The sequence below is a fragment of the Kineosporia sp. R_H_3 genome (assembly GCF_002198675.1).
GTDB lineage: Bacteria > Actinomycetota > Actinomycetes > Actinomycetales > Kineosporiaceae > R-H-3.
In genome coordinates, this window is record NZ_MWLL01000204.1 from 38,529 (window position 1) to 55,673 (window position 17,145).

The following is a 17,145-nucleotide window of genomic DNA, read 5'->3' on the forward strand; positions in this document are numbered from 1 at the left end:
GTGGAACCGGCCGCCGTCGCCGCGCTCGCGGTCCTCGTCGTGCTGCTCGGGGGGACGACGCTGTGGCTGTACGGCGCATACAACGGCCTGCTCGGGCTGCGCCGGCTCGTCGAGCGCACCTGGGAGCAGGTCGACGACGAGCTGCGGCGCCGTCACGACCTCGTGCCGAACCTGCTCGCCGTCGTCCGCGGCCGCACCCGGCCCGCGGACGCCGGGGCCGCCGCGGCCGTCGACACGGTCGTCGCCGCGCTCGCCGCGGCCCGGGCCGCCGGGCCGGCCGTCCCCGAGCGCGCCGCCGCCGAACGTGCGCTCTCCCAGGCGCTCGAGAGCCTCTTCGGGGTCGCCGACCGGCACCCGGCGCTGCGCGCCGAGGAGTCCTACCTCGCGCTGCGCCGCGAGCTCACCGACATCCAGGGCCGGGCGACCGCGGCCCGCCGCCTCTACAACGCCAACGTCTCCCGGCTCGACACCCGCCGGGCGACCTTCCCGGCCGGGGTCGTCGCCCGGCTCGTCGGCGTCCGGCACGCGGAGGCCGCGGGCTCGCTGAGCGCCGACCCGCGGACCGCCGGGATCGACGTCCACGGCGGCGCCTGAGGCCGGGACCGGCTCAGGGGCGCGGGTTCGGGCGCAGCGTCCGGTTCTCGGCCGGTTCGGCGATCTCGGCGCGGAACGGGCTCGCCGGGTAGGTGCCGAGGACCCGCAGGTACGCCGAGAAGAACGCGAGCTCCTCGAGGGCGAGCGCGAGCGGGGTGTCCTTCGGGTGGCCCTCGACGTCGGCGTAGAACTGCGTCGCGAAGAACGTGCCGCCGAGCTGGTAGCTCTCGAGCTTCGTCATGTTGACGCCGTTCGTCGCGAAGCCGCCCATCGCCTTGTAGAGCGCGGCCGGCACGTTCCGGACCCGGAAGACGAACGTCGTGATGACGGGCCCGTCGGACTGCGGCGGCTCGTGCGGCTCGCGGGCGAGGACGACGAACCGGGTCGTGTTGTGGTGCTCGTCCTCGACGTCCTCGGCGAGGATCTCCAGGCCGTAGAGCTCCGCGGCGATCCGGGGCGCGAGCGCGGCGACCGTCGGGTCGCCCAGGGCCGCGACCTCGCGGGCGGCGCCCGCGGTGTCGTCCGCGACGATCGCGCGCCAGCCGTGCTCGCGGATGAGCCGGCGGCACTGGCCGAGCGCGTGGGTGTGGCTGCGCACCGTCCGGACCTGGTCGATCGTCGTCCCCGGCACGACCATGAGCTGGAAGTGGATCGGCATGAAGTGCTCGCCGACGATGTGCAGCCCCGAGTCGGGCAGCAGGTGGTGGATGTCCGCGACCCGGCCGGCGATCGAGTTCTCGATGGGGATCATCGCGAGGTCGACGTCCCCGCTCGTCATCGCGGCGAAGGCGTCCTCGAACGTCGCGCACGGCACGGTCTCGAGGCCGGGGTAGACCTCACGGGCCGCGGCGTCGGAGTTCGCGCCCGGCTCGCCCTGGTAGGCGATCCGGGTCGGCGCGGCGCTGCCGCCGTCGTTCTCGGGCTCGTTCTCTGGCACGGACGGACAGCCTACGGCGCGTGCCGCTCGCCCGTGGCGGCGTCCGCAGGGCGGTCACGGCGGCGACGGGCCCAGCCGACGAGGGGGACGACGAACGAGGCGAGGATCGCCACCCCGGCGACGACGTAGGCGGCCCACTTGACCGCCGGTACCGAGTGGCCGACGTAGCCGAGCACCACGAGGCCGCTGCCCCAGACCGCTGCCCCGACGAGGTTCGCCGAGAGGAAGCGCGGGTAGCTCATCCGCCCGATGCCGGCGACGATCGGCGTGAAGGTCCGCACCCAGGGGATGAACCGGGCGACGACGACCGCCCACCAGCCGTGCCGCTCGTAGAACCGCTCGGCGCGCTCGACGTGCCGCGCCGCCCGGCCGGCCCGGCGCAGCAGCCAGGGCCGGCCGAGCCGGCGGCCGGACCAGTAGCCCACGGCATCCCCGGCGACCGCGGCGACGAAGACGCCCCCGGCGAGCACCGGCAGGGAGAGCCCTGTGCCGGGCTCCGCCGCGAGCAGCCCGGCGGTGAAGAGCACCGAGTCCCCGGGCAGGAAGAACCCGACGAGCAGCCCGGACTCGACGAAGACGAGCGTGAAGAGGACGACGTACACCGCACCCGCGGACAGGTTCTCGATGTCGGTGAGGCCGGAGAGCCACTCGGACATCAGGACCGCCCCGCTGCCGTGGTCGGGGCGTCCGGACCGTCGTCCGGCCCGTCCGGCTCGTCGTCCGGCCCGTCCGGCCCGTCGTCGGTGCCGCCGGCCGGGGGCAGCGCCGGGGCGACGACCCAGTAGCCGTGGTAGTCCATTGCGCCCTCGGGGACCTCGGAGCGGGCCGAGTAGGGCTCGAGCAGGTCGCTCACGGCGTCGGCGAGCGAGCGCGCCTCGGCCGGCGTGAGCCGCAGCCCGGTCATGAGGAAGGCGCTCGGCCGGTCGTTGTCCGGGCCGTGGGCGTGCCGGTAGGCGCGCGCGGCCTCGAGCTCGGCCCGCAGCTGGTCGGTCATCCGGCCGAAGAGCACCTGCTCGGCGGCCCGCCCGGCGAGCGTGGACTCGGCGCTGATCCGCATCCCGGTGCCGAGCGCGCGCCAGGGCCGCTCGCGCCCGTCGCCCGTCGCGTCCGCGCGGCCGACGAGCCCGAACCGCTCGAGGGCGCGCAGGTGGTAGCTCATCGCGGACGGCGTGAGCCCCGCCACCCGGGCGCACTCGGTGGCCGTGAGCACGTCGCCGCCGAAGAGCCGCTCGAGGACGGCGACCCGTGCCGGGTGGGCCAGGGCCCGGATCGCCCGCGGGTCGGAGACGACGATGTCGCCGTCCTCGGTCCGCCGCTGCCCCACCTGCGCAGGGTACGACGGCGTCCGCGTCACGACCCGGCGGCGGGCCGCGGGCTCCCTGCCGGGCCTTGCGGAAGACATATCTGAAAGAGTACCTTCACAAATTATGAAACACATGCTTGAGAACTCGCTCTGGCGGCACCGGGACCTGCGGCTCGCCGCGGCCGGCCGGTCGGCGTCCTTCCTCGGCGACGAGGTCGCGACGATCGCCCTGACGCTCTACGCCTTCGACGCAGGCTGGGGCGCGACCGGGGTCGCCGCCGTCCTCGTCGCCGCGGCCCTGCCGCTCGCGGTCGGGGCGCCGCTCGCGGGCCGGCTCGTCGACCGGGTCGACTCCCGGCGTGCGACGACGCTCGCGGCGCTCTGGCAGGGCCTGTGCGCGTCCGGGGCGCTCGTCGTCCTCGTCGCGGGCGACCCGGCCTCGCCCGTCACGGCCGCGGCACTGCTGGGCCTCGTCGTCGCCCTCGGTGCCGGGCAGGCGGTCTCAGGGCCGGCGTGGCAGGCGCTCGTGCCGCACCTCGTGCCGGCCGACGAGGTGCCGCGGGCGGTCGCCCTGCTGCAGTCGACGACGACGCTCGCCGGCGTCGCGGGGCCGGCCGTCGGCGGCCTGCTCGTCGCGGGCGGCGGGGTCGCCGGCGCGCTCGCCGTCGACGCCGTGAGCTTCGGGGTGCTCGCCGTCGCCGCCCGCGCCGTCGCCACCGTGCGCCGGCCCGGTCCCGCCGCGGGCGGCGGGGGGACCTGGGCGGGCTACGCGCTGCTGCGCGACGACCGCGTCCTCGGGACCCTCGTCGCCGGGCTCGTCGCGATGATCGTCGTCCTCCAGGTCGTCGTCGTCCTCGACGTCCTCCTCGTGCGGGACGTCCTCGGTGCGGGCCCGGCCGGCTACGGGGTCGTCAACGCGCTCTTCGCCGCCGCGATGGTCGTCGGCGCGCTCGGGGCCGGCCGCTGGTGCGCGCCGCGGGCCCAGGTCGGGGTCGTCGTGGGCTCCGTCGCGGCGATCGCCGGGCTCGTCGTGCTCGGCGGCGTGGCCCCGTCGCTCGGCTGGTTCGCCCTGGCGCTGGCGGGCATCGGCCTCGGCAACGGTGCGCTCAACGTCGCGTTCGGCGCCTTGCTCGCGGGCCGGGTGCCGGACGCCGTCCGGGGGCGGGTCTTCGCGGCCGTCACCGGTGCGACGCAGACGGCGTCCATCGGGGGGATGGCGCTCGGCGGCGTGGTCGGCGGGCTCGTCGACGTCCGCACCGCCTGGGTCGCGGCGGGCGCGGCAGGTCTGGCCGTGAGCGCCGTCGTCGCCGCGGCGACCCTGCGCTCGGTGCGCCGGCCCGGTGTGACCGGCGGGGCGGGTGTTGTGACTAATGCTGTGACGTTAGAGTCAAGTCCGACCGCACGGACAGATCGGCCCGCACCGGGCCCGGTACGGACAGGGGCACCGGCACGTGGGGAAGAGCAGCGTCTGGCGGCATCGTGACCTGCGGATCGCGGTCGTCGGCAAGTCGGTCTCCTACCTCGGGGACGACCTGGCCGCCATCGCGCTGACGCTCTTCGCGTACGACGCCGGCTGGGGCACCCCGGGGGTCGCCGCCCTCATCGGCGCCACCGCGCTGCCGTGGGCCGTCGGTGCGCCGCTCGCAGGCCGCTACGTCGACCGGACCGACTCGCGACGGGCCACGGTGGTGACGGCCGCCGTCCAGGTCGTCCTCGCTCTCGCCGCCGCGGCGCTCGTCGCCTTCGCCCCGGCCCGGTCCCCGTTCACGCTGGCCGCCCTCGTCGCGCTCGTCGCGCTCATGGCCCTCGCCCAGGTCGTCGCGAGCCCGGCCTGGCAGGCGCTGCTGCCGCACCTCGTCCCGGACGACGAGGTGTCCCGGGCGATCGGCCTCAGCCAGGCCGGGACGGCGGCCGCGACGGTCGCCGCCCCGGCGCTCGCCGGGGTGCTCGTCGGCACGGTGGGGGTCGCGAGCGCGCTGCTCGTCAACGCCGCGACGTTCCTCGTGCTCGTCGTCATGGCCCGGGCCGTCCGCGTCGTGCGGCGTCCCGAGCCGGGTGCGGGCGGCGACAGCGCCTGGGCGGGGCTGGCCCTCATCCGGGCCGACGCCCTGTTCTCCGCGCTGCTCGGCGGGATCCTCGTCATCCTGCTCGTCATCCAGGTCGTCTCGGTCGTCGACGTGTTCCTCGTCCGGGACGTCTTCGGCGCCGGGCCGACCACGTACGGGCTCGTGACGGGTGTGCTCGCCGGCGCCGGCCTCGTCGGTGCGCTCGTCGCCGGCCGCGCGGCCACCGTCCGGGCGCAGGCCTGGGGCATCGTCGGGTCGCTCGTCGTCGTCTCGGCGCTCACGACGCTCGCCGGCCTGGCCCCGGGGCTGGCCTGGGTCGCGGTCGCCTTCGGCGGGATCGGGCTCGGCTTCGGGGCGCTCAACGTCTACGTCGGGTCGTTCACCGTGGCCCGGACCTCGGACGCCGTGCGCGGCCGGGCGTTCGCCGCGGTCGCGGGCACCACGCAGCTCGCGAGCGTCGTCGGGCTGGGGCTCGCCGCGTTCCTCGGGAGCGCGCTGGGCCCGCGGACGGCGTTCGTCGGCTCGGGCGTCGCCGGGGCCGTCGTGTGCGTCGTCGTCGCCGCGGTGGTCCTCGGCGCGCTCCGGACGGCGGGTGCCGGCGGCGGCGCGCCGGCCGAACCTGGTGAGCCTGCCGAGCCTGCCGAGGCCGCCGAGCCGGCCGAAGCGGTCGGGGCACCCGCGGGCACAGCTCCGGACACCGACCCGGACGCCGAGCCGGACGCTGAGCCGGACGCCGACCCGGACGCCGACCCCGACGCCGAGCCCGCCGTCCCGCTGCGCCCCGTCGGCGCCGACCTCGTGGGCGACCCGCGGGCGGTCCTCGACCGGCTGCGACGCGGCTGACGCAACGTCCCGGACGCGTCGGGCGTCTCCCGGGGTGCAGGTGTCCGGCCGCCCTCGAGGCGGCCGGACGCCTGACCAGTGGCCGTCCGCGGACTCGAACCGCGGGCCGTCCCGGGCGGGAGGCAGCTTCGAGATGGTCGTTTCTCGACGGGAGTTCTTTCTCCGCTGGACCTCTACGGCCTCCTCCGACGCTAGTCCGCCCGGCCCGGCCGCCGGAACGCGCGAAGGTCCCCGCCCGGGGTACCGTCGGCTGTCTGGTCCGTCACTCCGGCTCGACGGGCACCCAGAGCTCGGCCCGCGCCGTCGCGCCGTCCGCCGACAGCTCGTTGCGGAGCATCTCCGGCCCCGGCCTGCTGCGCCACGGGTTCGACGGGAACCACTGGGTGAAGACGTCCCGCCACAGCTCCTGGACCACCGCCGGGAACGGCCCTGACACGGCGAAGACCGCCCACGCCCCGGCCGGCACGTCGAGGCTGTCGAGCCCGGCCTCGTCGGGGCCCGGACCGCCGTGCCGGGCCGCGGCGAACCAGTAGTCGAGCTCTGTCCCCTCGCTGCGCTCCGCGCCGAGACCGTCGCTGACGTTCAGCTGCCCGGCCGGCTCGCCGTCCGCGAGCCCTGCGACCTGCTCGCGCACCTGCGGCGGCAGACCGCGCAGGAAGGCGACGATCGCCGGGTTCATCCCCTCGTGCACGAGCGGGACCCGGGCCCGCACCCCGACGAGCCGGAACGGCCCGGGCTCCGTGATCCGGTACTCCATGACGGCACTCCCTTCGACGACGACGCGGAAGGAGAGCCGCTGCTGCGCCCGCAGGGCCGCCCCGGTCCGGCGCGCCTCGCCCGGCGTGACGCCGTGCACGGCCCGGAACGCCCGGCCGAACCCCTCGGCGGACCCGTACCCGAACCGCACGGCGATGTCGAGCAGTGGCTCGTCCCCGGCGAGCACGGCCGCACCGGCGAGGGTGGCGCGCCGGCGCCGGACGTACTCCCCGAGCGGCATCCCGGCGAGCGCCGAGAACATCCGCCGCAGGTGGTGCTCCGACGTGGCCGCCGCCCGTGCGAGCGCGGCGACGTCCGGGTCCTGCCCCGGGTGCGTCGTGAGTCGCCGCTCGAGCTCGTCGAGCGCCGCGTTGAGCCGGTCCGGCATCGTGCTCCCCTTCCCTGACCCCTCGACGCTAGGCCCGGGGCGCGGCCGGCGGCCCGACCGTGCCGGTGCGGCTCGCGTCGGTGGCCCGTCCGGTCAGGGCACGTCCGCGCGCAGCCGCCCGACGAGGTCGGTGACGACGGCCCGCAGGTCGCCGCCGTGCGCCGCGGCGACGGCGCGCTGCCTGATGTACGACGCGCCCTCGGCGACGAGTGCGGCGACGTCCTCCAGCTCGGCGGTGCAGCCGAGCCGGCGGGCCACCGGGGCGAGCCGCTCGACGAGGTCGAGGACGTCGTCCGTGACGAGCCGTTCGGTGCCCTTCGCGTCGAGGACGACGATCGCGTCGGTGCCGTAGCGCGCCGCCCGCCACTTGTTCTCCTGGACGTGCCACGGCGGCAGCGGCGCCGGCAGCGTGCCCTCGCGCCAGCGGTCGCAGGCCTCGACGACGAGGCAGTGCGTCAGCGCAGCGATCGCCGTCACCTCGCGCAGCGTCGGGACGCCGTCCGCGACCCGGACCTCGAGCGTGCCGAGGTGCGGCGCCGGGCGCAGGTCCCAGCGCAGCTCCCCGAGCTCGTCGATGACGCCGGTCGTGAAGACGTCGTCGAGGTAGGCCTCGTACTGCTCCCACGTGGCGAACTGGAACGGCAGCCCGGCCGTCGGCAGCTGCTGGAACATCAGGGCCCGGTTGCTCGCGTACCCGGTGTCGATGCCCGCCCAGAACGGCGACGACGCCGACAGCGCCTGCAGGTGCGGGTGGTAGGCGAGCATCGCCGAGAGGACCGGCAGGACGGCGTCCCGGTGCGGCATCCCGACGTGCACATGGACGCCGTAGATGAGCATCTGCCGGCCCCACCACTGGGTGCGGTCGATGAGGGTCGCGTAGCGCGGGCCCTCGGCGACGAGCTGGTCCTGCCAGGCGGCGAAGGGGTGCGTCCCGGCGCTGAAGAGCTCGACGCCGAGGCCGTCGGTGACCCCGCGGACCTCGGCGAGGCTGCCCGCGAGGTCGGCCCGGGCCTCGGCGGCGTTCGCGCAGATCCCGGTGACGAGCTCGACGGTGTTGAGCAGGAGCTCCTGCTTGATCCGCGGGTGCCCGGGGCTGCCGTCCGGGCCGGGGAGCGCCGCGAGGACGGTGTCGGCGAGCTGGACGAGGTCTCCCGTCCCGGCGTCGACGAGGCCGAGCTCCCATTCGACGCCGAGGGTCGGGGCGGGGGACGGGGTGAAGTCGACGTGCACCACGGCAAGATCCTTCCTGACTCGCTCGGTCCAGTTTGGCAGGTCCCGGCCGAGGTCCCCCGGACGGCGCATCCGGGGCCGCTCCCGACCCGTTCGGCCCCGTACGACGGTGGCTCGCGGATGAACACGGTGAACGAACGGTGAACACAAGTCGAAAAGGGACTCTCGCCTCTTCTTACGGGCACACAACTGCGGGATAACGATGACGAACGATGTGCGCCGCCGGGCTCCACCCTGCACGTCACCGCTTCGCCCCTCCCTGCCTCGCCGCCCCTACCCGGAGGTTCCGGTGGACCTGGTCCTGCTCAGCGTCATCGCTGTCGTCGCCCTGGCACTCCTCTTCGACTTCTCGAACGGCTTCCACGACGCGGCCAACTCGATCGCCACCGTCGTGGCCACGAAGGTCATGTCCGCGCGGATGGCCGTCTGGTTCTCCGCGTTCTTCAACTTCGCCGCCTTCTTCTTCGTCGGCACCGCCGTGGCCAACACGGTCGCCAAGGTCGTCAAGCCGGGCATGGAAGGGGTCGGCGTCGTCTTCGCCGCCCTCCTCGCCGCGATCGCCTGGAACTACGCGACCTGGTTCGTCGGCATGCCGTCCTCCTCGAGCCACGCGATCATCGGCGGCCTCATCGGTGCCGGCCTCGCGGCCGGGGGCACGGACGCGGTCGACTGGAGCAACGTCAAGAAGGTCGCCTTCGCGATCGTCCTGTCGCCGGCCGTCGCGCTGAGCGTCGCCGTCCTCGCCACCGGGCTCGTCATCCTGCTCCAGAAGGCCACCGGCTGGGGGGACGACGCCAAGCCGTTCAAGGGCCTGCAGCTCGTCTCCGCGGCGGCGGTGTCCTTCGGTCACGGTGCCAACGACGCGCAGAAGACCATGGGTGTCATCGCGACCCTGCTCGTCGGTGCCGGCTACCTGTCGACCGACGACCCGGCGAACATCTCGGTCCCGACCTGGGTCGCGCTCCTCGCGTACGGCGCGATCGCGGCCGGCACGGTCTGGGGCGGCTGGCGGATCGTCCACACCATGGGCATGAAGATCACGAACCTCAACGCCCGGACCGGTGTCGCGGCGAACATCGGCGCGACGACGGCGATCTTCGGCGCGACCCAGCTCGGCATCCCGATCTCGACGACGCACGCGGCCGCCTCGTCGGTCGTCGGCGCCGGCATCGGCGGCCGCCGCGGGGTCAACTGGCGGGTCATCGGCGAGATGGTCGTCGCGTGGATCGTCACCCTGCCGTCGACGGCCGCGATCGCCTGGCTCGCCTTCGAGCTGACGAAGCTGCCCTCGCCGGTCAACGTCATCGTCGTCGGCGCCGTCGTCCTCGGCTTCGGCTCCTGGATCATCTGGGCGATGCGCCACAGCATGGGCCACAAGGAGATCGAGGCCGAGCTCGCGACGACGGCGGGCGCCGTCCTCGAGCCCGAGAAGGCCGCGGCCTGACGGCTGCGCACCACGGCGGCCCGCGCGGCCGCCGCGACGTCCCGGTCCCGGGCACCCCGTGGGGGTGCCCGGGACCTGTTCGTGGGCGAGGATTCACCGGTGACCCCGCCAGCACCCGCCCGCCGGACCTCCGCCGACGTGTGCCTCCAGGGCGGCGCCGAGCTGCGACCCGGCTGCGAGGCGATGGACGCCGCGATGCTCTGGGCGCACGGGCCGGGGCTCGGTCCGGAGGGCCTGGCCCGCCGGGTCGTCGTCGCGCCGTTCGCGGGCCGGCCGGGCCGCGAACGTGCGGTCGCGGGGGCGAACGCGGACGGCTGGTACCGCCGGCTCGGTGCCCGTGAGGTCGACGTCGTCCTCGACGAGGGCCCCGGCTTCGGCGACCTCCTCGCGCGTCTCACCGGGCCGGACGACGGGACCGACGGCACCCCGGACGGGCCGCCGGTCCGGCCGCCGCGCGGCGGCGACCTCCTCGTGCTGCCCGGCGGGTCGCCGTCCCGGCTCCTCGGGGCCCTGGCCCCGCACCGGGACTCGCTCGCGGCAGCGCTGGCCCGAGGCGTCGCCGTGAGCGGCGCCAGCGCCGGCGCGATGGTGCTCTGCCGCTGGACGGTGCTGCCCGAGGGCGGCCGGCCCCGGGTCGTCGAAGGGCTCGGGCTCGTGCCGGTCGACCTCGTGCTCGTGCACTACTCGGGCGGCAGCGGCCGGCTGGACCGGGCCCGGGGCGTCCTGCCGCCCGACCCGGTCGTCCTCGGGCTCCCCGAGCGGTCGGGTGCGGTGCTGCGGCCCGACGGGACCGTCGAGGCCGCCGGGGTCGCCGGCTTCACCCGCCTCGCGGTCTGAGCGACAGTTCGGCGTGGGCCGAAGCGTTCCCGGGCTAGCGTGGCCCGATGGCGGACGACGTGACCCCCGGTCCCGCGGACCTCTCGGTCCCGGCGCGGGCGATGGCCGAGCCGGCCCGCGCCCGGATGCTCGACGCGCTCGTCGACGGCCGGGCCTGGACGGCGTCCGAGCTCGCCCGGGCCGCCGGGGTGGCTGCGTCGACGGCGAGCGGGCATCTCAAGGTCCTCACCGACCACGGGCTCGTCACCGTGACGGCGTCCGGGCGGCACCGGTACTTCGCGCTCGCCGGGCCGGACGTCGCGCGTGCCGTCGAGGCGCTCCAGGCGATCGCGCCGCGGCTGACCGTGCGATCGCTGCGGCAGCAACGGGTCTCGGCCGACCTGCGGGCGGGGCGCACCTGCTACGACCACCTCGCCGGTGACCTCGGGCTGCGCGTCACCGACCTGCTCGTGGACGCCGGCTGCCTGGCCGCCCCCGAGACGGGGCGGGACGTGCCGCTCGCCGACCCGCTGCCGGCGCACCCCGTCGTCGAGCGGTTCGCCGTCGCGGCCGTCGCGACCGCCCCGGCCGGTGGGCGCCGGCCGGTGGCCCGCGGCTGCCTGGACTGGACGGGCCGCCGTCCGCACCTCGCCGGCCGGCTCGGCGCCCACCTGCTCACGGTCTTCCGCGACCGCGGCTGGGTCGAGCCGCGACCCGGGAGCCGGGCGCTGCGGCTCACCGCGACCGGCGCCGAGGTGCTCGCGGCCCTGGAGCGAGCGCTGCTCAGGACCGGTCGGCCGCCGCTGTGACGGCGAGTGCCTGGACGTCGGCGTACGGCACGGCCCGTGGCGGCGCCGCCCCGTCGCGGACGGCGCACGCGGCGTCGACGGCCGCGCGCAGCGCGGCCCGGTAGGGCAGCGACCCGGTGCTCACCCGGCGCACCCCGAGCGCCGCGAGGTCGTCGAGGGTGCGACCCGGGTCGGGGAGCACGTTGAGCGGGACGGGGACCGCCGCCGCCAGGTCGCGGACCTGCGCGTCGGTGAGGGGCCCGGGCACGAAGACCCCGTCCGCCCCCGCGTCGACGTAGGCGAGCGCGCGGGCGAGCGTGTCGTCCACGGGCCCGGGGCCACCGAGCCAGTGCGTGTCGACGCGGGCGTTGACGAAGACGTCCGGGCACCGCCGCCTCACCGCGGCGACCTTCGCGGCGTGCGCCGCGGCCGGCACGAGGACGCCGTCCGTGCTGTCCTCGAGGTTGACCCCGGCGACGCCGAGCGAGCCGACGAGCGCGGCGACCTCGGCCGGGTCGGCGGCGAAGCCGTCCTCGAGGTCGACCGACACCGGGCAGGGCAGGTCGCGCAGCGCGGCCGCGAGGGCGACGACCGCCCCGCGTCCGGCGCGGGCGCCGTCCACGAGCCCGAGCGACGCGCACACCCCCAGGCTCGTCGTCGCGACCGCCGGGAACCCGGCCGCGACGAAGGCCCGCGCCGACGCGACGTCCCACGCGTTGGGCAGCACGAGCGGCCGGGGGCCGTCGTGGAGGACGGCGAAGGCCGTCCGCAGCGTCCGGCGGCCGGTCATCGCAGGGCCGCGATCGCCAGGTGCGGCGCGAGGTCGCGCCCCGGGCAGGCGTGCGGGCCGCGGCCGTACGGCGCGTCCGTCAGGTCGACGAGCACCTCGGTGCCGTCCGGGCCGACCCGTCGCGTCACCGGGACCGGTGGCTCGGGGGAGCCCGTGCGCAGCCGTTCGACGAGCGCGGTCGTCGCGGCATGCGCCTGCACGAGCACGCAGACCCGGGCGGCCGCCTGCTCCGACGGGCCGCCGCACGCGGCGACGAGCCGGTCGGCCGCGGCGTCCGCGGCCGCGGGCACGGGCAGGTGCGGCTGGTAGGCGGCGGCGACGAGGTCGACGTCCGCGAGCAGCGCGCCCGGCAGGCCGAGCGCGTCGAGCACGGCCGCCGTCGGGTGCTGCCCGGCGACCGCCCGGACGTCGAGACCCCCGAGGACGACCTCGACGCTGCGCCGCCGCGCGGTGTGCACCGGCCCGTCGCAGAACCGGACGACGGCGGCCCGCAGCCCGGCCACCCCGCTCGTCGCCGTCGGATCGGGGAGCGGGGGCACCGTGAAGGCGGGGTGGTCGAGGACGTCGCTGCTCACCGTCGGGGCCCCGGTCGGTGTCGTGGGTCGCATGCCGCCATCCTGCGGCCGGAACGCTTCGGCGAGCCCCGAAGCGTGCGGCACTGGCTACCGTGGCGCCATGCTGACGCTGCCCTCCTTCCGCCTCGAGGCCTTCTTCGCGCAGTGGGAGTTCGCCGCGCGCCACCACCTCACGGCCTCCGACGGGCAGACCGTCACGGTCGGCGAGCTCCTCGAGATCGCGGGCACCGACCCGGCCGAGCTGCTCGGCCTCGAGCTCGGGTACGTCCCGACGACGGGGTCCGACGCGTTGCGGGAGGCCGTCGCCTCGACGTTCGCCGGGACGGCGCGCGCCGGCCGGGCGGCCGTCGCACCGGACGACGTGCTCGCCTTCGCCGGCGCCGAGGAGGCGCTGCTCCTCGCGCTCTCCGAGCTGCTCTCGCCGGGCGACCACGCCGTCGTCACGGTGCCGAACTACCAGGCGATGGAGTCGGTGCCGATCGCGACCGGCGCCGAGGTGACCGGGCTGCCGCTGTGGACCGGCTCGGGGGAGTCGCTGCGCTGGACGCTCGACGTCGACCGGGTCCGGGCCGCGCTGCGGCCGACGACGAAGGTCGTCGCGGTCAACGTGCCGAACAACCCGACCGGGTTCGTCCCCGACCACGACTCCTGGCTCGCGCTCGCGGCGCTCTGCGAGGAGCGCGGGATCGTCCTGTTCTCCGACGAGGTCTACCGCGGCGTCGAGGCGGACCCGGCGCGCACCCTGCCGCCCGCCGTCGAGGTCTGCGCGACCGGGATGACCCTCGACGTCACGTCGAAGTCCCTCGGTCTGCCGGGGCTGCGGGTCGGCTGGCTCGTGAGCCGCGACCGCGCCCTGCTCGGGCGGATCGAGGCCCGCAAGCACTGGACGAGCATCTGCAACGCCGGCCCGAGCGAGCTGCTCGCGACCCTCGCCGTCCGCAACGCCGGCGCCCTGCGGGCCCGGCTGCGCACCGTCCTCGACGCGAACGCGAAGACCTTCGACGCGTTCTTCGCCGACCACGCGCAGTGGTTCGACTGGCAGGGCCCGGACGGCGGCTGCGTCGCCTTCCCGCGCTACCGCGGGCCGGACGGCGTCGAGGAGTTCTGCGCGCGGCTGCTCCACGAGCGCGGCGTGCTCCTGCTGCCCGCCTCGCTCTACGCGAGCGACCTCGCGACGGTGCCCGCCGACCGGTTCCGGATCGGCCTGGGCCGCCGCGACCCGGAGCCGGCCCTCGCCGAGGTCGCGGCCTTCCTCGCCGGGCCGGCGTAGCGCGCCCTGCGGGTCAGCGCTCCCGGCGCGGCTTGCCCGTCGCCGTCCGCGGGACGTCGTCGACGACCTCGAGGTCGCGCGGCATCTCGGCCCGGGACAGCCTGGGCCGCAACCACTCCCGCAGCTCCTGCGGGCCGAGCGCGGTCCCGGGCCGGCGGCACGCGGTCGCCGCGAGCCGGGTGCCGAACTCGTCGTCCGGCACCGGCCGGACGACGGCGTCGGCGACGTCCGGGTGGGCCTCGATCGCGGCGAGGACCGGTGCCGGGTAGACGTTCTCGCCGCCCGAGACGACCATCTCGTCGTCCCGCCCGTCGAGGAAGAGCCGGCCGGTGACGTCGACGTGCCCGAGGTCGCCGGTCGGGACCAGCCCGCGGTCCGCGGTCCAGCCGCCGACGAGGACGCGGCCGGTCGTGCCGCGCGGCACCGCCTCGCCCGCGGGGTCGACGACCCGCAGCGTCACCCCGCGCGGCGGCCGGCCGACGGTGCCGGGGGCGGCCCGCAGGTCCGCCGGGGTCGCGAGCGTGGCCCAGGCCGCCTCGGTCGTCCCGAAGAGGTTGAAGACGCGCTCGCCGAAGAGCGCCCGGCCGTCGGTGAGGGTGGACGCCGTGAGCGGGGCTGCCCCGCTGACGACCGCGCGCAGCCGCGGGAGGTGCTGCGGTGCAACGGTCCCGTCCGGGCGGCGGGCCGCGGCCGCCATCCGCCGCAGGTGGATCGGCAGGAGGAACACGGCCCGCGCCTCGTGCTCGGCGACCACCTCGAGGAGGCGCTGCGGCGGCAGCCCGGCGGCGAGGACGACCGGGCAGCCGAGGGCCAGCCCGGCGACGAGGTAGACGAGCCCGTACCCGTGGTGCAGCGGCGCGGCGACGACGACCGGCTCGCCGGTGCGCATCGGGATCCGGGCGAGGTGGGTCGTCAGCGGGCCGACGAGCACCCGCAGCGGCACCTCCCGCGGCACGGCGCGCGGCGTGCCCGTCGTCCCCGACGTCAGCGGCACGACGCGGGGCACCCGGCGCCGCGGCGTCCGGTCGCCGGGGGAGCGCGGCCCCGGGCCGGGCTCCGGTACCGGGGCGCCGTCCGGACCGGGCCGCAGCACCACGCTGACCCCGGCGGTCCGCAGCACCTGCACGCGGCGGTCGGGCGGCAGGTCCGGGGCCAGCATCACGGCGTCCGCACCGGCGAGGGTCGCCCCGACGAGACCGACGACGAGGTGCCGGCCGTCGAGCCGGTCGAGCGCGACCCGGTCGCCGGCCCGGACCCCGTCGGTGCGCAGCCGGCGGCCGAGCGCCTGCGCGCCCGCCATGAGGGCGCCGGCGGTGACCGGGCCCTGCGCGTCGACGACGGCGACCGCCGCGGGGTCGCCCGCCGCGAGCGCGGCCGCCGGCGCGGGGCCGTGCCGGACGACGGCCCGCAGCAGCCGGCCGAGCCGGCGCGGCCCGAGCGCGCCGGTCGCGGCGACCACCCGCAGCGGTTCGGTCGCCCGGGCCAGCCGCACGCCGGCGGTCGCGACGGCCTGCGCGGCGTCCGGGGCCACCCCGGCGGCGAGGACGGCGAGCCGGCCCCACCACGGGTACCAGCGGCCGCGGCGCAGGACGGCCCGGCAGACGACACCGGCCGCCTCGTCGGCGCTCATCGCCGGGAGGTTGCGGTACTGCGCGGTCGGCGCGCTCATCCGGGTGCGGACGAGCCCGAGGTGCACCGTGCTCACCGTGACGCCGTCCGCCCGCAGCTCGGGGGCCGCCGTCCGCAGCCAGATCTCGAAGGCGCCCTTGGAGGACAGGTACGCCGTCCAGCTCGGGGTCGGCAGCCCGAGCCCGACGGTCGACACGTTGACGACGTGCCCGCGACCGCGCTCGCGCATCGACGGCAGCAGGTCCAGGAGCAGCCGGACCGGCCCGAGGTGGTTGACGCCGATGAGCCGCTCGACGTCGTGGAACCGGCCGGCGCTGTCCGCGACGGACCGGCGGATGGAGTGCCCCGCGTTGCTCACGACGACGTCGACCCGGCCGTGCTCGGCGAGGACGGCGGCCGCGAGCGCGCCGACGTCCTCCGGCCGCGCCAGGTCGACCGGGTGGACGTGCGCGGTGCCGCCCGCGGCGACGATCTCGCGCCGGACCTCCTCCAGCCGGCCGCGGGTGCGGGCGACGAGGAGCACCGTCGCGCCGGCGGCCCCGAGCCGGCGGGCGGTCGCGGCGCCGATCCCCTCCGAGGCCCCGGTGACGAGGACGACCCGGCCCCGGACGGCGAGCCGCAGCGCGGCCGCGGACGGCTCCCGGCCCGCGTAGCCGGCGAGCACCCGCAGGGCGTGCCGGACGCCGCGGCCGCGGGAGGCGCTGGTCGTCACGGTCCGCGAGCGTAGGCGTCGCACCGTGCGCCGGTGGGAGCCGATCAGGAAAGTTGTGCGGCCGGTGCAATCCTGTGACCCGGGCCGCGCGTCATGGGGGCATGAGCGATGCCTCGGGGGTGGCGGTGGGGCGTCCTTTCGTGGGGCGGTCCGCGGTGACCCGCGCCGGACGGGACGCCCCGGCAGGACCACCGCAGTGGTCCGCGTCGGACGACTTCGACGCGTTCGTCGCGGCCCGTGCCGGGGCGCTCGTGCGCTCGGCGCGGGGCCTGCTGCGGGACCCGCAGCACGCCGAGGACGTCGTCCAGGACGTGCTCGTCAAGGTGCACCGGCACTGGGACACGATCGTGCGGCAGGAGGTCCCCGACGCCTACGTGCGGCGGATGCTCGTCAACGCGTGCACCTCGTTCTGGCGGCGCGCGGCCCGGCGCGAGCGATCCGTGCCGGACGACGCGCTGTCGCTCGTCGTGGACCGGCGCGGCGCGGCGCCCGACGAGTCGCACCGGGTCGACGAGCGCGAGCTCATGCTCTCCCTGCTGCGCCGGCTGCCCGCCAAGCAGCGCGCCGTCCTCGTCCTGAGGCACTACGAGGGCCTGCCGGACGCCGAGGTCGCCGCCGTCATGGGGACGAGCGTCCAGACCGTCCGGAGCAACGTCCACCGCGGGCTCGCCGCGCTGCGCGTCATGATGACCGAGCACCAGGAGGTGCTGCGATGAGCCGCCGGAACCCCTCGCTCCCGTCCGAGGTCGAGGCCGAGGTCGCCGCCCGGCTCGAACGGGCCCTCGCGGGCGGTCTCGACGACGGGCTCGTCGACGTCGCCCGGCTCGCGAGCCGGACCCGGGCCGGGATCCGCCGGGCGGCCGTGCGCCGCCGGGTCGCGGTCGCCGCGGCGGCCGTCGCCGCCGTCGCGGTGCCGGTCGGGGTGCTCGCGCTCACCCCCGGCGGGACGCGCGCGGTCGGCGTGCCCGCAGGCGAGGGCGGACGTCGCGGGCGTCACCGGGGAG

General features: G+C 76.9%; 16 protein-coding genes and 1 pseudogene. 9 read left to right on the top strand and 8 right to left on the bottom strand.

What is annotated here, in order from left to right:
• Complete coding sequence (locus ECOMGDLI_RS25545; protein ID WP_088319668.1) at positions 1-594, top strand: LemA family protein; 594 nt, start codon at positions 1-3, stop codon at positions 592-594.
• A 13-nt stretch (positions 595-607) separates the two neighbouring features.
• Here ECOMGDLI_RS25545 and ECOMGDLI_RS25550 read toward each other — a convergent pair whose 3' ends face one another.
• Genes ECOMGDLI_RS25550 through ECOMGDLI_RS25560 form a run of 3 tightly spaced genes read right to left on the bottom strand, consistent with a single transcriptional unit; the run spans position 608 to position 2,855 of the window.
• On the bottom strand, positions 608-1,531 hold the full coding sequence (locus ECOMGDLI_RS25550) for a prephenate dehydratase (RefSeq protein WP_198955171.1): 924 nt from the start codon (positions 1,529-1,531) through the stop codon (positions 608-610).
• An 11-nt stretch (positions 1,532-1,542) separates the two neighbouring features.
• The gene (locus tag ECOMGDLI_RS25555; protein ID WP_088319669.1) at positions 1,543-2,187 is read right to left on the bottom strand and encodes a DedA family protein; all 645 of its coding nucleotides are present in this window, start codon (positions 2,185-2,187) and stop codon (positions 1,543-1,545) included.
• The gene (locus tag ECOMGDLI_RS25560) at positions 2,187-2,855 is read right to left on the bottom strand and encodes a helix-turn-helix transcriptional regulator (RefSeq protein ID WP_198955172.1); all 669 of its coding nucleotides are present in this window, start codon (positions 2,853-2,855) and stop codon (positions 2,187-2,189) included. Before ECOMGDLI_RS25560 ends, ECOMGDLI_RS25555 begins: the two co-directional genes overlap by 1 nt.
• A 112-nt stretch (positions 2,856-2,967) precedes the next feature.
• Between ECOMGDLI_RS25560 and ECOMGDLI_RS25565 the strand changes: the two genes are divergently transcribed.
• Together ECOMGDLI_RS25565 and ECOMGDLI_RS25570 are read left to right on the top strand one after the other, a co-directional pair.
• The gene (locus ECOMGDLI_RS25565; RefSeq protein ID WP_158221155.1) at positions 2,968-4,317 is read left to right on the top strand and encodes an MFS transporter; all 1,350 of its coding nucleotides are present in this window, start codon (positions 2,968-2,970) and stop codon (positions 4,315-4,317) included.
• The gene (locus ECOMGDLI_RS25570) at positions 4,286-5,743 is read left to right on the top strand and encodes an MFS transporter (RefSeq protein ID WP_158221156.1); all 1,458 of its coding nucleotides are present in this window, start codon (positions 4,286-4,288) and stop codon (positions 5,741-5,743) included. Before ECOMGDLI_RS25565 ends, ECOMGDLI_RS25570 begins: the two co-directional genes overlap by 32 nt.
• 262 nt (positions 5,744-6,005) lie before the next feature.
• Here ECOMGDLI_RS25570 and ECOMGDLI_RS25575 read toward each other — a convergent pair whose 3' ends face one another.
• Both ECOMGDLI_RS25575 and ECOMGDLI_RS25580 read right to left on the bottom strand, forming a co-directional pair.
• Positions 6,006-6,887 (bottom strand): AraC family transcriptional regulator, encoded by an 882-nt coding sequence (locus ECOMGDLI_RS25575; protein WP_088319673.1) that lies wholly within the window; start codon positions 6,885-6,887, stop codon positions 6,006-6,008.
• A 93-nt stretch (positions 6,888-6,980) separates the two neighbouring features.
• Positions 6,981-8,117 carry a glutamate--cysteine ligase gene (locus tag ECOMGDLI_RS25580; RefSeq protein ID WP_088319683.1) on the bottom strand — a complete coding sequence of 379 codons (1,137 nt, stop codon included), beginning with the start codon at positions 8,115-8,117 and terminating at the stop codon, positions 6,981-6,983.
• 289 nt (positions 8,118-8,406) lie between these two features.
• On the opposite strand from ECOMGDLI_RS25580, the gene ECOMGDLI_RS25585 reads away from it, so the two are divergent.
• The 3 genes from ECOMGDLI_RS25585 to ECOMGDLI_RS25595 all read left to right on the top strand — a co-directional run bounded on the left by ECOMGDLI_RS25585 (position 8,407) and on the right by ECOMGDLI_RS25595 (position 11,186).
• Complete coding sequence (locus ECOMGDLI_RS25585) at positions 8,407-9,561, top strand: inorganic phosphate transporter (RefSeq protein ID WP_198955174.1); 1,155 nt, start codon at positions 8,407-8,409, stop codon at positions 9,559-9,561.
• A 99-nt stretch (positions 9,562-9,660) separates the two neighbouring features.
• Positions 9,661-10,398, top strand: coding sequence for a hypothetical protein (locus ECOMGDLI_RS25590; RefSeq protein WP_088319675.1), 738 nt, complete (start codon positions 9,661-9,663; stop codon positions 10,396-10,398).
• Positions 10,399-10,445: 47 nt separating this feature from the next.
• Complete coding sequence (locus ECOMGDLI_RS25595; protein ID WP_088319676.1) at positions 10,446-11,186, top strand: helix-turn-helix transcriptional regulator; 741 nt, start codon at positions 10,446-10,448, stop codon at positions 11,184-11,186.
• Here the strand turns inward: ECOMGDLI_RS25595 and ECOMGDLI_RS34060 are convergent.
• Both ECOMGDLI_RS34060 and ECOMGDLI_RS34065 read right to left on the bottom strand, forming a co-directional pair.
• A complete protein-coding gene (locus ECOMGDLI_RS34060) occupies positions 11,161-11,955 on the bottom strand; it encodes an isocitrate lyase/phosphoenolpyruvate mutase family protein (RefSeq protein WP_143447936.1) in 795 nt (264 codons plus the stop codon). The genes ECOMGDLI_RS25595 and ECOMGDLI_RS34060 overlap by 26 nt on opposite strands.
• A complete protein-coding gene (locus tag ECOMGDLI_RS34065; protein WP_198955175.1) occupies positions 11,952-12,563 on the bottom strand; it encodes a hypothetical protein in 612 nt (203 codons plus the stop codon). The genes ECOMGDLI_RS34060 and ECOMGDLI_RS34065 overlap by 4 nt, the downstream gene beginning before the upstream one ends.
• A gap of 67 nt (positions 12,564-12,630) precedes the next feature.
• Between ECOMGDLI_RS34065 and ECOMGDLI_RS25605 the strand changes: the two genes are divergently transcribed.
• A complete protein-coding gene (locus ECOMGDLI_RS25605; RefSeq protein ID WP_088319684.1) occupies positions 12,631-13,800 on the top strand; it encodes an aminotransferase class I/II-fold pyridoxal phosphate-dependent enzyme in 1,170 nt (389 codons plus the stop codon).
• 13 nt (positions 13,801-13,813) lie between these two features.
• Here the strand turns inward: ECOMGDLI_RS25605 and ECOMGDLI_RS25610 are convergent, their stop codons facing one another.
• Positions 13,814-16,141, bottom strand: a complete 2,328-nt coding sequence (locus tag ECOMGDLI_RS25610) for an SDR family NAD(P)-dependent oxidoreductase (protein WP_088319677.1) — start codon at positions 16,139-16,141, stop codon at positions 13,814-13,816.
• Between the two features lie 101 nt (positions 16,142-16,242).
• Between ECOMGDLI_RS25610 and ECOMGDLI_RS25615 the strand changes: the two genes are divergently transcribed.
• Both ECOMGDLI_RS25615 and ECOMGDLI_RS25620 read left to right on the top strand, forming a co-directional pair.
• A complete protein-coding gene (locus tag ECOMGDLI_RS25615) occupies positions 16,243-16,857 on the top strand; it encodes a SigE family RNA polymerase sigma factor (protein ID WP_088319678.1) in 615 nt (204 codons plus the stop codon).
• Positions 16,854-17,145, top strand: a pseudogene (locus ECOMGDLI_RS25620) (hypothetical protein); the annotation flags it as partial. The gene ECOMGDLI_RS25615 and the pseudogene ECOMGDLI_RS25620, both read left to right, overlap by 4 nt.

What these genes read in the sequence shown, in the direction of transcription:
- ECOMGDLI_RS25555 (WP_088319669.1), bottom strand. Translation starts at nt 2,187, where the DNA reads ATGTCCGAGTGGCTCTCCGGCCTCACCGACATCGAGAACCTGTCCGCG.
- ECOMGDLI_RS25565 (WP_158221155.1), top strand. Translation starts at nt 2,968, where the DNA reads ATGCTTGAGAACTCGCTCTGGCGGCACCGGGACCTGCGGCTCGCCGCG.
- ECOMGDLI_RS25575 (WP_088319673.1), bottom strand. Translation starts at nt 6,887, where the DNA reads ATGCCGGACCGGCTCAACGCGGCGCTCGACGAGCTCGAGCGGCGACTC.
- ECOMGDLI_RS25595 (WP_088319676.1), top strand. Translation starts at nt 10,446, where the DNA reads ATGGCGGACGACGTGACCCCCGGTCCCGCGGACCTCTCGGTCCCGGCG.
- ECOMGDLI_RS34060 (WP_143447936.1), bottom strand. Translation starts at nt 11,955, where the DNA reads ATGACCGGCCGCCGGACGCTGCGGACGGCCTTCGCCGTCCTCCACGAC.
- ECOMGDLI_RS34065 (WP_198955175.1), bottom strand. Translation starts at nt 12,563, where the DNA reads ATGCGACCCACGACACCGACCGGGGCCCCGACGGTGAGCAGCGACGTC.
- ECOMGDLI_RS25605 (WP_088319684.1), top strand. Translation starts at nt 12,631, where the DNA reads ATGCTGACGCTGCCCTCCTTCCGCCTCGAGGCCTTCTTCGCGCAGTGG.
- ECOMGDLI_RS25615 (WP_088319678.1), top strand. Translation starts at nt 16,243, where the DNA reads ATGAGCGATGCCTCGGGGGTGGCGGTGGGGCGTCCTTTCGTGGGGCGG.